The sequence below is a fragment of the Nostoc sp. TCL240-02 genome (assembly GCF_013343235.1).
Taxonomy (GTDB): domain Bacteria; phylum Cyanobacteriota; class Cyanobacteriia; order Cyanobacteriales; family Nostocaceae; genus Nostoc.
Genome location: NZ_CP040094.1, coordinates 4,252,385 through 4,264,528, shown reverse-complemented (window position 1 = coordinate 4,264,528; position 12,144 = coordinate 4,252,385). Strand labels below are relative to the sequence as shown.

General features: G+C 38.7%; 14 protein-coding genes. 11 read left to right on the top strand and 3 right to left on the bottom strand.

Going from position 1 to position 12,144, the window contains the following annotated elements; translation table 11 throughout:
* Window positions 1–357: 357 nt before the first annotated feature.
* The 3 genes from FBB35_RS18160 to FBB35_RS18150 form a co-directional block, all read right to left on the bottom strand.
* Window positions 358–555, bottom strand: coding sequence for a hypothetical protein (locus tag FBB35_RS18160; RefSeq protein ID WP_174710824.1), 198 nt, complete (start codon window positions 553–555; stop codon window positions 358–360).
* Window positions 556–576: 21 nt separating this feature from the next.
* Complete coding sequence (locus FBB35_RS18155) at window positions 577–762, bottom strand: hypothetical protein (RefSeq protein WP_174710823.1); 186 nt, start codon at window positions 760–762, stop codon at window positions 577–579.
* 70 nt (window positions 763–832) lie between these two features.
* On the bottom strand, window positions 833–937 hold the full coding sequence (locus tag FBB35_RS18150; protein ID WP_174710822.1) for a DUF2887 domain-containing protein: 105 nt from the start codon (window positions 935–937) through the stop codon (window positions 833–835).
* A 442-nt stretch (window positions 938–1,379) separates the two neighbouring features.
* On the opposite strand from FBB35_RS18150, the gene FBB35_RS18145 reads away from it, so the two are divergent.
* The 11 genes from FBB35_RS18145 (at window position 1,380) to hypB (ending at window position 12,058) form a co-directional block, all read left to right on the top strand.
* A complete protein-coding gene (locus tag FBB35_RS18145; protein ID WP_174713692.1) occupies window positions 1,380–2,348 on the top strand; it encodes a hypothetical protein in 969 nt (322 codons plus the stop codon).
* Between the two features lie 54 nt (window positions 2,349–2,402).
* Window positions 2,403–2,669 carry a hypothetical protein gene (locus FBB35_RS18140; RefSeq protein ID WP_174710821.1) on the top strand — a complete coding sequence of 89 codons (267 nt, stop codon included), beginning with the start codon at window positions 2,403–2,405 and terminating at the stop codon, window positions 2,667–2,669.
* 8 nt (window positions 2,670–2,677) lie between these two features.
* Window positions 2,678–2,902: a hypothetical protein gene (locus FBB35_RS18135; protein WP_174710820.1), complete on the top strand. Its 225-nt coding sequence runs from the start codon at window positions 2,678–2,680 to the stop codon at window positions 2,900–2,902.
* A gap of 42 nt (window positions 2,903–2,944) precedes the next feature.
* Entirely contained in the window at window positions 2,945–3,790 is an 846-nt protein-coding gene (locus FBB35_RS18130) for a NifU family protein (protein WP_174713691.1), read from the top strand.
* 629 nt (window positions 3,791–4,419) lie between these two features.
* Entirely contained in the window at window positions 4,420–5,634 is a 1,215-nt protein-coding gene (locus FBB35_RS18125) for a hypothetical protein (protein WP_174710819.1), read from the top strand.
* Window positions 5,635–5,661: 27 nt separating this feature from the next.
* A complete protein-coding gene (hypF, locus tag FBB35_RS18120; protein ID WP_174710818.1) occupies window positions 5,662–8,010 on the top strand; it encodes a carbamoyltransferase HypF in 2,349 nt (782 codons plus the stop codon).
* A gap of 109 nt (window positions 8,011–8,119) precedes the next feature.
* Window positions 8,120–8,380 carry a HypC/HybG/HupF family hydrogenase formation chaperone gene (locus tag FBB35_RS18115; RefSeq protein ID WP_163931202.1) on the top strand — a complete coding sequence of 87 codons (261 nt, stop codon included), beginning with the start codon at window positions 8,120–8,122 and terminating at the stop codon, window positions 8,378–8,380.
* Between the two features lie 148 nt (window positions 8,381–8,528).
* Window positions 8,529–9,707, top strand: coding sequence for a hydrogenase formation protein HypD (gene hypD / locus FBB35_RS18110; RefSeq protein ID WP_174710817.1), 1,179 nt, complete (start codon window positions 8,529–8,531; stop codon window positions 9,705–9,707).
* Between the two features lie 58 nt (window positions 9,708–9,765).
* On the top strand, window positions 9,766–10,869 hold the full coding sequence (gene hypE, locus FBB35_RS18105; protein ID WP_174710816.1) for a hydrogenase expression/formation protein HypE: 1,104 nt from the start codon (window positions 9,766–9,768) through the stop codon (window positions 10,867–10,869).
* Between the two features lie 20 nt (window positions 10,870–10,889).
* Window positions 10,890–11,231: a hydrogenase maturation nickel metallochaperone HypA gene (hypA, locus tag FBB35_RS18100; protein ID WP_174710815.1), complete on the top strand. Its 342-nt coding sequence runs from the start codon at window positions 10,890–10,892 to the stop codon at window positions 11,229–11,231.
* On the top strand, window positions 11,222–12,058 hold the full coding sequence (hypB, locus tag FBB35_RS18095) for a hydrogenase nickel incorporation protein HypB (RefSeq protein ID WP_174710814.1): 837 nt from the start codon (window positions 11,222–11,224) through the stop codon (window positions 12,056–12,058). Before hypA ends, hypB begins: the two co-directional genes overlap by 10 nt.
* Window positions 12,059–12,144 lie beyond the last annotated feature (86 nt).

Sequence of the window (12,144 nt, the reverse complement as noted above, 5' to 3'; positions counted from 1 at the left end):
TTTTAATAGTAAGATATTTTTTTATCTAATTCACTTTCATTAAAAAAGAATTAATCATTAACAATATATTAAATAGTCTCAATGCTATTTTCAATAGCTTTGTCTGTTACATACAACACATTTAACAAATGCAAAATAGTAAAAATAAGCACTGCATCTTATTTTTAAATCTTGACGTTAAACAAACTTAATATGCTTAATTTATCGTTGTCAAAACTCTGTAATTATTAATAATTACTATCAACTGTTAATTTGCATAAAGTGATGAGTATTTTAAGTCATCAGATTTTCATGTAATAAATGAGCCAAAAATAGGGGCACTAAACTTTGCGCCCCGTCAACTATATATCAGTTGTTTTAGGATTTTGGTTGTGCAGCTTGCCTAACAGCTTGTTCGTCGAAGCCTAACGCTTGAGCTATCTGCTCAATGCTTAAACCAAACCCTAATAACTGGGGTATTGCTTCTAACTTAGCTTCTTGTATCCCTTCTTCTTTACCTTCTGCAAAAACATCTTGGTAAAATCTAGTTTGCCTTAACTCATTTGATCCAAACATTTTTTCTGTCTTCTCCCTATTTTATGATTTTGGTTGTGCAGCTTGCCTAACAAGTTGTTCGTCCAAACCTAACGCTTGAGCTATCTGCTCAATACTTAAACCCAACGCTAATAACTGGGGTATCACTTCTAACTTAGCTTCTTGCTTACCTTCTGCAAAAACATCTTGGTAAAATCTAGTTTGCTTTAATTCATTTAATCCAAACATTTTTCCTATCTCCTCCTGGCTCAATCGCGGTAACTTGTAGATTAATATCGTCTCTATTTGTATTATTTCCCTAATATTGGTAAGCACTAGCTAATTGAGGTAGTTGGTTAATCAGTTCAAAAAAAGTACTGGGGATACTCTGAAAGATTCGATAAAAGATACTGTCTGTTTTCAAAGGAGCTTGTTTTACAGTTGATGAATATATTTTACACAACGACTAACCCGTGGTAACTATTTTGAGTACAATAAATATTATGTATGTCAACAATTCAATAAAAAATATTGAAATTGTATAAGACGATGATACAAAAAGTATTTAAAAAAAATTAGGTGTTTAAAACTGACATTAATATTAGCAATTTCCCCCTAGAATTTTAGAAATAGGGTGTTTTATAGTATTGTATTGAGCATGGCATAAGACATTAGCTATAGGGGATTAAGTTTTTTCCCTAGTTTCTAGTCTTTAATCTTAGCTCAAATAAAAAAGGGGAATTCCGCCTAAAGGACTCGAAGCCTGCGTAAATCAGTATGGCCCGTGATTAGATGCTTTTACGTATCTCAATCATTCGTGGGCGTTGACAGATTCAATTCCCAATTGGCTAGAGTACGGCAGAGTTATGACCCCCAGCATTACAGATTCAGCAGTGAAGGCTGCGGTAGCAGCTGTTGCTTCAGAGTCAGCTTCAGCAGAAGAAAAAATCCAGATGCTGATTGAGATAGCACAGGGTTTTCAAAAAAAGCCCAAAGCTGCCCAAGACTTGCGAAATGCAGTTGGGTTATATTACCGGGCATATCAAATGTGTGGTGAGGAGTATCCCTTATTAAAAGCCAGGGCCCAAGTAGGTATGGCGGGGACGTTACAGGCAATACCGGATGCTGATTACCAACTGTTGATGCAAGCGAAAGTCGGTTATGAAGAAGCATTACCGATTTTACAACAATTAGCAACGCCAGAGGAAGTGGCAGAGACACAGATGAATTTTGGTCTGGTGTTGCAGTCGCTAGTGCCATTTAATTTGGCGCGAATAACTGACAGCATCCAGGCTTATCATGAGGCTTTGCGGGTCTTTACTTGGGAGGATTACCCTCAAGAATACGCTATTTTGTATAACAATATTGCGATCGCATACCTTTCTATGCCACTGGCATCGGAACGGGAATACTTGCGTCAAGGGTTAGCTGTGCAATCATTTGAGGTGGCGCTAAAGCATATTAATTTGATTGACCATCCTAGAGAATACGCGATGTTGCAGAACAATTTAGGTAATGCTTTGCAATACCTAGTAAGTTCCCATCCTGTAGAGAATAACTTAAGAGCGATCGCAGCTTATGACGAAGCGTTAAAAGTGCGTAACATCAAAGATACACCTTTAGAGTACGCTAACACAATTTCAAACAAAGCCAACGCCCTATTCAACTTACCAGACGATCCCGAAAAACCAGAAGCTGGTAATCCTAAAAATCTTTTGCAAGCGCGTGTTTACTATCAAGCTGCTTTAGAAATATTTACGGAACACCAACAAATTTCACAATTAGAAGTAGTAGTTCAAGCACTACAAGACGTAGAAGCAGAAATGAAGGGTTAAGAGTTATGAATCTCATTGAACTCTTATTACTTTAACAATGAGTAAAAAAACAGCATGAGAGATATTTTAACAACGCAAAATCTGATGAATTTTCTCACAAGTTTAGCAGATGGCGATCTGAACATAGCAACAGAATTAGTGTGGCTAATCATAGCAGCCGCCTTATCTATGGTCGGCGGTGCAATTGGTGGAATGCTATTAGCTGGTAAAGATATAGGCTATCAGTTTTCAGCAATGCTTGGTGCATTATTCGCCCCTGCGGGTGTAATTCCCGCCATCTTCTTAGGGCTTGCTGCCTTAAATTTCTTGACAAATTATTAGGAGAAAATATGTTAGAGATAGGTTGGTTTTCTGCCAAGTTATTTTTTAAAGGAAAGCTACTACGCAACCCAGTGTATTTTGTCAAGCAAACTACTATTGGTATTGCTGTAGGTTTCTTACTACTAGTTTTACTCGCACAAGCACCGATTCCCTTCTACTTACCAATAATATTATCTAGCTTAGTGACAGGCATAATTATGCCATTTCTCCTCAAAGACTTCAAAATGAAGTGAATTGTCCTTTGTGAATAACCAATGCCCCATGCCCAATTCTCTATGCCCAATCTTGAAGAATTAGTTCAGGAAATTAATCGTTTTGAGGCAATTATATCCGAGTGGGATGAAAGCCAACGGTGTGTAGCAGTGGGTTTAAAAAGAGCAATAGAAGCTTTGCATAAAGCTGCATTGACTAGCTTGATTAAAAGTCTGAAAGAAGAATCAATGCCAGCTTTGCGCCATGCAGTTGCAGATGAAATAGTCTATGCAGTGCTACTGTATCACGAACTAGTTAAACCACCAAAACCTCCGCTTTCACAACGCATTCAGACAGCGCTTGAAGAAGTTCGCCCAGGCTTAAAAAGCCATAACGGTGATGTAGAATTAGTGGCAATTAAACCACCAGATACAGTAGAAGTTAGATTAATCGGAACTTGCAGCAGTTGTCCGACTTCTAATTTAACTTTATCTCAGGGAGTAGAACAAGCAATAAAAAACCATTGCCCCGAAATTATCAAAGTAGTGGCAGTTAATAACAGTTCTACTGTTAACAATGCTAATTCTAGTTTAATCAGTCCATTCTCTGCAAAAATAACTTGTACTTGGATGAAAGTAGCGACCCTTGATGAAGTTCCTGAATTTAGTGTAGTGACAGTACAACTTGCTGGTACTTCACTAATTTTACATCGTCAAGGTACTACAGTAAAATGCTACCGGAATGCTTGCAGTCATCTAGGATCTCCCTTAGAAAAGGGTAAAATTGAAGATGGTATTATTACCTGTCCTTCCCACGGATTCCAGTACAAATTAGAGACAGGTGAATGCTTAACTGCGCCTGATATTTCGCTTCAGTCATACCCAGTCAAGATTAAAGGCGATAAGGTTTTTGTGAAAATGCAAAAATGATAATGCGAAGGTGACATTTCAGCAAATATACTTGGCGACTAGTCAATCACAGCTACTTTGCTTTTTCATTTCAGTAGTTCGCGCATTCATTTTAGTATTTTGTGCAAGTAAATTGCCTAAATACTTTCTCAATATTTCTGAATTCATTCTCATTTAAGTAATTCAGGTATTGATTTTAGCGTTTTGAGAAAGTAAAAAGGCATATTACTTTCTCAAAAGGTCATTTGACTTATTCAAACCCCAGTTTGCTTATTCATTTTAGTGTTTTCCGCAAGCAAAAGAAGCTTTTACTTATTCAAACTCCAGTTTGCTTACTCATTTTGGTGTTTTCCGCAAGCAAAAGGTCATTTGACTTACTCATTTTAGTGTTTTCCGCAAGTAAAAGAAGATTTTACTTTCTCAAACCCCAGTTTGCTTACTCATTTCAGTATATCGCGCACTCATGCCAAAAATTCGCTATGTTGCAAAAGTTACTAAAGGATAACTTAATTTTTTAGGCTTGATTAATATCAAAATTAATTAAAGGTTTTAACTAAATTTAAAAAAAGTATAATGCAAAACCGTTACTGTTGTTACACGCTAATCAACATTAATGTTTTTAAATAAATATCAGCGTCTATCTGCGGTTCATGGATATCCCAATCATAAATAATTCCATATCACAATTACCGCTAGAAGCAACAGAAAATTTTCAAAATTTGCCTCTATCACCTCAAGGTGCAGAGGTAATTTTAGGTAACATTATTGAACCAGAACAATTAGTCATACCTGTAGCGCCTAATGCGACAAATATGTTTGGGCCTCGTGGTGCTTGTTTATTATCAGAAACTGGTCCTTTATGGGTATCAGATACAGGACATCATCGATTATTAGGATGGCAAAATTTACCCACCAGAGATAGTCAACCGGCTGATTGGGTAATTGGACAACCAGATTTTTATCATGAAGGACAAAATGCTAAAAATATACCGGGAAGGGCAACTTTAAGTGTACCAACAGGGATTTGTGCTTGCAGCGAAGGGTTAGCTGTAGCCGATGCTTGGAATCATCGGGTTTTGATTTGGAAAAGCTTACCAGAAGATAACAATGTTCCAGCAGATTTGGTATTAGGGCAAGTTAATTTTACCGATAATGAACCAAATCGAGGAAATCAGCAAGCATCTGCTAGTACAATGCACTGGCCTTATGGTGTTTACTATCATCAAGGACGGCTATTTATTGCTGACACTGGTAATCGAAGGCTATTAATTTGGCATCAATTACCAACAGAAAATGGTCAACCTGCTGATTTAGTTTTGGGACAACCAGATATGATATCTCGCAATGAAAACGGCGGTGATTCTCCAACCGCAGCGAGTATGCGATGGTGTCACGACATCGCTTTTTGGGGAGATAATTTGGTTGTCAGCGATGCAGGTAATCACCGAGTAATGATTTGGCAAGGAATACCTACAGAAAATAATACTCCTTGTGCAGTGGTTTTAGGACAAAAAAGCTTTGATTTTGTGGAAATGAATCAAGGAGTTTATTATCCTAGCGCTAGTAGTTTAAGTATGCCTTATGGTGTGGCGGTGGCTGGCGATTGGTTAGTAGTTGCAGATACTGCTAATTCTCGTTTGTTAGGATGGAGAAAGCCAGAATCAATTTTATCACTGCAAGGTGTAATGGCAGATGGGTTGGCAGGACAAATAAATTTTCAAAGTAAAGGTGAAAATCGTAATTACAGATTGCCTAAACGAGATAGTTTAAATTGGTGTTACGGGATAAAAATTTGTGGCAATAGGTTGGTAATAGCTGATTCTGGAAATAACCGAATTTTGTTGTGGCAGTTTAATAATTCGTAATTCGTAATTTTGGAAAGTCAAATTTATATGGCGACTGAAGAAATTAGAGTTCGCGGTACTGTTCAGGGAGTAGGATTTCGCCCTACCGTATATCGTCTGGCTAAAGCTTGCGGTTTGCGCGGAGATGTTTGTAATGATGGTGAAGGTGTATTAATTCGGGTATCTGGTAGTGAGGAAGCATTAACAGAATTTGTTACCAGATTGCAAACAGAATGTCCACCACTAGCAAAAATTAACAAACTAACTAGAACTCCTTATGAAGGCGAATTTAAATTTGATAATTTTGTGATTTCTACTAGTGTTAGTAATGCCATTAACACAGAAATTACTCCTGATGCAGCCACTTGTCCCCAGTGTCAACAAGAAATATTTGACCCTTTCAGCCGCTTTTATCGCTACCCCTTTACTAATTGCACTCATTGCGGCCCCCGCTTGAGTATTATTCGTGCCATTCCTTATGACAGATACAATACCAGTATGTCTGCGTTTGTGATATGTCCCAAATGTGCAAAGGAATACTATGATGTCGAAAACCGCCGTTTTCACGCCCAACCTGTAGCTTGCCATGTTTGCGGCCCTTCAGCTTGGTTAGAACGTGCTGATGGTAAATCGGTTACTGCTTCCATGTTTTCCATGCTAGATGATGTGGATGCCGTTTGTACTTTGTTGCAAAAAGGCGAGATTGTCGCAATTAAAGGGTTAAGTGGTATTCATCTGGCTTGCGATGCAACTCAAGAAACTGCTGTACAAAAACTCCGTCAGCATAAAAAGCGCTATCACAAACCATTTGCTTTAATGGCGCGAGATATTGAGATAATTGAACAATATTGTACTGTCAACGCTAAAGAAAAAGAATTATTGACAAGTTCTGCTGCACCAATTGTTTTATTACAAGCAATAGGTAAAAAAATAGTAGCACCATCGGTAGCATCCGGGCAAAATACCCTTGGTTTTATGTTACCTTATACGCCCTTACATCATTTAATTTTGCGGCGAATGAATCGCCCAATTGTTTTAACAAGTGGTAATCTTGCTGATGAACCACAATGTATTGATAATGATGAAGCAAGAGAAAAATTAGGGGCAATTGCTGATTATTTTATCTTTCACAATCGAGAGATTATTAATCGAGTAGATGATTCAGTAGTAAGAGTTATCAGCGATAAAACCCAAACAATTCGCCGTGCCAGAGGATATGCACCAGCATCAATTAGTTTACCGGCGGGATTTCACGATGTACCGCAAATTTTAGCAATGGGTAGTGAATTAAAAAATACCTTTTGTTTATTGCGTGAAGGAGAAGCGATTCTATCTCAACATCTGGGAGATTTAGAAAATGTTGCGGCTTTCAATGCTTACCAAGAGACTTTAAATTTATACTTAAATTTATTTGAACATAAACCAGAAGTAATTGCCATTGATAAACATCCTGAATATCTTTCAAGCAAACTTGGGAAAGAACTAGCAGATACAAATCAAATTCCAATTCATCAAATCCAACATCATCACGCCCATATTGCTGCTTGTATGGCAGAAAATGGAATTCCTTTAGATTCACCTCCAGTATTAGGTATTGCTTTAGATGGTTTAGGTTACGGTGATAATGGCACACTCTGGGGTGGAGAATTTCTTGTAGCAGATTATCGAAAGTTTCAGCGACTAGCAACATTTAAAGCAGTAGCAATGATTGGTGGTGAACAGGCAACTTATCAGCCTTGGCGTAATACCTACGCCCAATTAATAGCTGCTAATCTTTGGGATGATTGCCAAAAACAGTATGCTGATTTAGAAATCGTAAAATTTCTGAATAAAAAACCACTAAAACTACTCAATCAACTTATGGAGAAGAAAATTAACTCACCTCCAGCATCTTCTGTGGGGCGGTTGTTCGATGCAGTGGCGGCGGCTATCGGTATTTATAGAGATGAATGTAGCTATGAAGGACAAGCTGCGATCGCACTTGAAGCTATAGTAGATGTTAGCAGCTTAAATAATGATAAAGAAACGCCAATATACTCTTTTAGTTTTAGCTTTTCAGATAGTATTTATTGTATAGACCCGCGTCCAATGTGGCAAGCCTTGCTCAAGGACTTACAGCAGCAGATTCCACAGCCAGTTATAGCTGCAAAATTTCACAAAGGTTTAGCTAATGCGATTGTGGAAATAGTTAAGCATCTTTCCCAAAAAAATCTGATTAATCAGGTAGCTTTAACAGGAGGAGTATTTCAAAATTGTATATTGTTAGAGCAAGTTACCAAACGATTACAAACATTGGGAATAAAAGTACTGACTCACAGCTTAGTTCCAGCTAATGACGGCGGTTTATCTTTAGGACAAGCAGTGATTGCAGCCGCACAATTAATACATGAGTGTTGATATTTATTTTACAACTTTTTTCTCCTAAATAATTCTCTCTGTGCCCTCCGCGCCTCTGCGGTAGCCTGCGGCAAGCCGAAGCGTCTACGTTTATCTTAAAAATAAAAAAATGTGCTTAGGAATCCCCGGACAAATTATAGAAATTACCAACGTTAACCATAAATTAGCCCTAGTTAACATTGGTGGTGTTAAGCGCGAAGTAAATATTGCTTGTATCGTAGATGAACAACATCCCCCTGAAGCTTGTATTGGCGATTGGGTATTAGTCCATGTTGGCTTTGCGATGAATCGAATTAACGAACAAGAAGCAGCAGAAACATTACAACTCCTTCAAGAATTAGCAGCAGCACAAGCAGGGATTAGTACTTAACGAACCGCAGAGGCGCAGAGAAGCCAGTGCGTTGGGCGGGTTCCCCGACTTGTTCGCTTTTAGCGTTCCCGCAAGGTAGCAACTAGCGCGGCACAGAGAGAAGAGAGAAATACCGTATTGGCATAAAGCTTACTATTCCCTAAACCTTATGAAATATGTTGACGAATTCCGCGAACCGGAAAAAGCAGAAGCCTTACGCCGCGAAATCGCCAAATTATGCAATCGGCTAGAGAAACCCATCAAAATAATGGAAGTATGCGGCGGACATACCCATTCCATTTTTAAATATGGCATCGAAGAAATCTTACCCCAAACCATTGAACTAATTCATGGGCCTGGTTGTCCAGTATGCGTTATGCCAAAAGGGAGATTAGATGATGCGATCGCAATCTCCCAAAATCATAACGTCATTTTTGCCACCTTTGGCGACGCAATGCGAGTTCCTGGTTCTAAAACCACTTTACTGCAAGCTAGGGCACAAGGTGCAGACATCCGTATGGTGTACTCTCCCCTAGATAGCCTGCAAATTGCCAGAGATAACCCCGACAAAGAAGTAGTTTTCTTCGCTTTAGGCTTTGAAACCACAGCCCCCAGCACCGCTTTCACCATTCTGCAAGCAGCAGCCGAAGAAATTCATAACTTTAGTATGTTTAGCAATCACGTTCTCGTGATTCCCGCCCTCAAAGCACTATTAGATAATCCCGACTTGCAACTAGATGGATTTGTTGGGCCTGGTCATGTCAGTATGGTAATTGGCAGTGACCCATACCAATTCATTTCCCAACAATATAATAAGCCGATTGTCGTATCAGGATTTGAACCCTTAGATATTCTCCAATCAATTTGGATGCTATTGCAACAGCTAACAGAAAATCGTTGCGAAGTTGAAAACCAATATAACCGAATTGTAGAAAAAACTGGGAACACAGTAGCCCTCCAAGCCATAAATAAAGTTTTCGCCGTTCGAGATAGTTTTGATTGGCGCGGCTTAGGTGACATCCCCTATTCAGGATTAAAAATTCAACCTGAATATGCCCAATTCGATGCCGAACTTAAATTTACCATTCCAAATTTCAAAGTAGCCGACCATAAAGCTTGTAAATGTGGAGAAATCCTTAAAGGAGTCTTAAAACCTTGGGAGTGCAAAGTATTCGGTACAGCTTGCACACCAGAAACACCAATCGGTGCTTGCATGGTATCTTCTGAAGGTGCTTGTGCAGCTTATTACAAATATGGGCGACTCTCCACCATTGCCAAAAGAACAATGGCCCAAAAACCAAAAATAACTCAAGAACCCCTCCCCGCCTGCGGCTTCTCCTCAGAATAACACTCAGCGTACCTCTGCGCTTCCCTCTGCGTCCCTTTGCGTTTAAAAAAAATTTAATATGAATATTTCCCCCACAAACCCAATCCAAAATCCCCTATTCCAAAAAATAGAAAAAGTCCGTCGTCGCCAAACTAAAGTCCAAGAAACTCATATAACTCTCGCACATGGTAGCGGCGGTAAAGCCATGCGCGATTTAATAGATGATATTTTTGTCAGCAATTTTGATAATCTAATTCTTTCCCAATTAGAAGACCAAGCTAGCTTTAATTTAGCCAGTCTCTTGCAACAAGGAGACAGACTCGCATTTACAACAGATTCTTATGTTGTAGACCCGTTATTTTTCCCCGGTAGTGATATAGGAGAATTAGCCGTAAACGGTACAGTTAATGATTTAGCTGTCAGTGGTGCTAAACCTTTATATCTAACTTGCAGTGTAATTTTAGAAGAAGGATTACCTGTCGAAACCTTACGCCGCGTCGCAACCAGTATGAAAGCAGCCGCAGAAAAAGCTGGTGTTCAAATTGTCACTGGTGACACAAAAGTTGTACATCGAGGTGCTGCCGATAAACTCTTTATTAATACTGCTGGCATTGGTATCATCCCACGAGGAGTTAACATTTCCGCCCACAATATAAAACCTGGAGATGTAATAATAATTAATGGTGAAATAGGCAATCATGGGACAGCAATTTTAATTGCCCGTGGGGAATTAGCCTTAGATACTAATATTGAAAGTGACTGTCAGCCGTTGCATAGTTTAGTAGAAACTATTCTCCATATATGCCCACAAGTTCATGCTATGCGAGATGCAACACGCGGTGGTTTAGCTACAGTTTTAAATGAATTTGCCCTCAGTTCTAATGTGGGAATTCGTCTTTTTGAAGAATCTATCCCAGTGCGTGAAGAAGTCAACGGAGTTTGCGAAATTCTCGGTTTAGACCCATTATATCTAGCTAATGAAGGTAAGTTAGTTGTAGTGGTTCAAAAAGAGAATGCTGGCAAAGTGTTATCCGCTATGAAATTACACCCAGCAGGTAAAGATGCTTGTATTATTGGCGAAGTTATTTCTTCACCTCCAGGTATCTTATTGTTAAAAACACTTTTTGGTGCTGAAAGGATTGTTGATATGTTGGTAGGCGACCAATTGCCACGAATTTGTTAATTTTTAATAGATTTTATAGTATGCACGAACTTGGAATTACCCAAAATATTGTGGCAATTGTGACTGAACACGCCAAAGGCGCAAAAGTGCAGCGAGTTTTATTAGAAATTGGCAAACTTTCAGCCATTATGCCCGATGCTATCCGATTTTGTTTTGATATTTGCACTCAAGGTACAGTTTTAGAAGGGGCGATATTAGAAATATTAGAAATTCCCGGTTTAGCAAAATGTCGGCAATGTGGTGCAGAGAATGTTCTAGATAAACCTTATGGTATCTGTAGCTGCGGTAGCGTTCAATTAGATTTAATTACTGGTGAAGAACTGAAAATTAAAGAAATAGAAATAGAGGAATTATGTGTGTAACCTGCGGTTGTTCTGATGATGGCGAAGCTAAAATTACCAATTTAGAAACAGATGAAATGGAACATAATCACCATCATCATACCCACACTCTACCAGATGGTACTGTCATCACGCATTCCCACAATCACGACATTCATATAGAAGCGCCTCAAATTCATGCCAATATACACAATACAACGATATCCTTAGAACAGGATATATTGGCAAAGAATAACTTCCTAGCTGCCCAAAATCGCGGATGGTTTAAAGGTCGAAATATTCTCGCTTTAAATTTAATGAGTTCTCCGGGTTCAGGTAAAACAACTCTTTTAACGCGAACCATTAATGATTTAAAACATCAATTATCTATTAGCGTCATTGAAGGCGACCAAGAAACTGCTAATGATGCCAAAAAAATTAAAGAAACAGGCTCTAAAGTCATCCAAATAAATACCGGAACAGGCTGTCATTTAGATGCATCAATGATAGACAGGGGTTTACAACAACTGAATCCGCCCCTGGACTCAATTGTGATGATTGAAAATGTGGGAAATTTGGTTTGTCCAGCCTTATTTGATTTGGGAGAAAATGCAAAAGTCGTGATTCTCTCCGTCACAGAAGGAGAAGATAAGCCGCTAAAATACCCGCATATATTCCGTGCTAGTGATGTAATGATTATCACTAAAATTGATTTGTTGCCTTATGTAAATTTTGATGCTCAAAAATGCATAGAATATGCTGTGCAGGTAAATCCCCAAATTCAGATTTTTCAGGTTTCTGCAACTACTGGTGTAGGGTTAGATAATTGGTATAAATGGGTAACTGAAAGTTTACTGTCTAAATACTGAAGCGATCGCACCATACCATACCCTACCCTACAGTCATGAGTGACTTGACAATGAAAAAATTACACCCGGAACTGAAAAATAATTTC

Excerpts from the sequence above, each read along its gene's own strand:
- hypE (WP_174710816.1), top strand. The coding sequence starts at position 9,766 with ATGAATATTTCCCCCACAAACCCAATCCAAAATCCCCTATTCCAAAAA.
- FBB35_RS18160 (WP_174710824.1), bottom strand. The coding sequence starts at position 555 with ATGTTTGGATCAAATGAGTTAAGGCAAACTAGATTTTACCAAGATGTT.
- hypA (WP_174710815.1), top strand. The coding sequence starts at position 10,890 with ATGCACGAACTTGGAATTACCCAAAATATTGTGGCAATTGTGACTGAA.
- hypB (WP_174710814.1), top strand. The coding sequence starts at position 11,222 with ATGTGTGTAACCTGCGGTTGTTCTGATGATGGCGAAGCTAAAATTACC.
- FBB35_RS18145 (WP_174713692.1), top strand. The coding sequence starts at position 1,380 with ATGACCCCCAGCATTACAGATTCAGCAGTGAAGGCTGCGGTAGCAGCT.
- FBB35_RS18125 (WP_174710819.1), top strand. The coding sequence starts at position 4,420 with ATGGATATCCCAATCATAAATAATTCCATATCACAATTACCGCTAGAA.
- FBB35_RS18140 (WP_174710821.1), top strand. The coding sequence starts at position 2,403 with ATGAGAGATATTTTAACAACGCAAAATCTGATGAATTTTCTCACAAGT.
- hypD (WP_174710817.1), top strand. The coding sequence starts at position 8,529 with ATGAAATATGTTGACGAATTCCGCGAACCGGAAAAAGCAGAAGCCTTA.
- FBB35_RS18155 (WP_174710823.1), bottom strand. The coding sequence starts at position 762 with ATGTTTGGATTAAATGAATTAAAGCAAACTAGATTTTACCAAGATGTT.
- FBB35_RS18115 (WP_163931202.1), top strand. The coding sequence starts at position 8,120 with ATGTGCTTAGGAATCCCCGGACAAATTATAGAAATTACCAACGTTAAC.
- hypF (WP_174710818.1), top strand. The coding sequence starts at position 5,662 with ATGGCGACTGAAGAAATTAGAGTTCGCGGTACTGTTCAGGGAGTAGGA.
- FBB35_RS18135 (WP_174710820.1), top strand. The coding sequence starts at position 2,678 with ATGTTAGAGATAGGTTGGTTTTCTGCCAAGTTATTTTTTAAAGGAAAG.
- FBB35_RS18130 (WP_174713691.1), top strand. The coding sequence starts at position 2,945 with ATGCCCAATCTTGAAGAATTAGTTCAGGAAATTAATCGTTTTGAGGCA.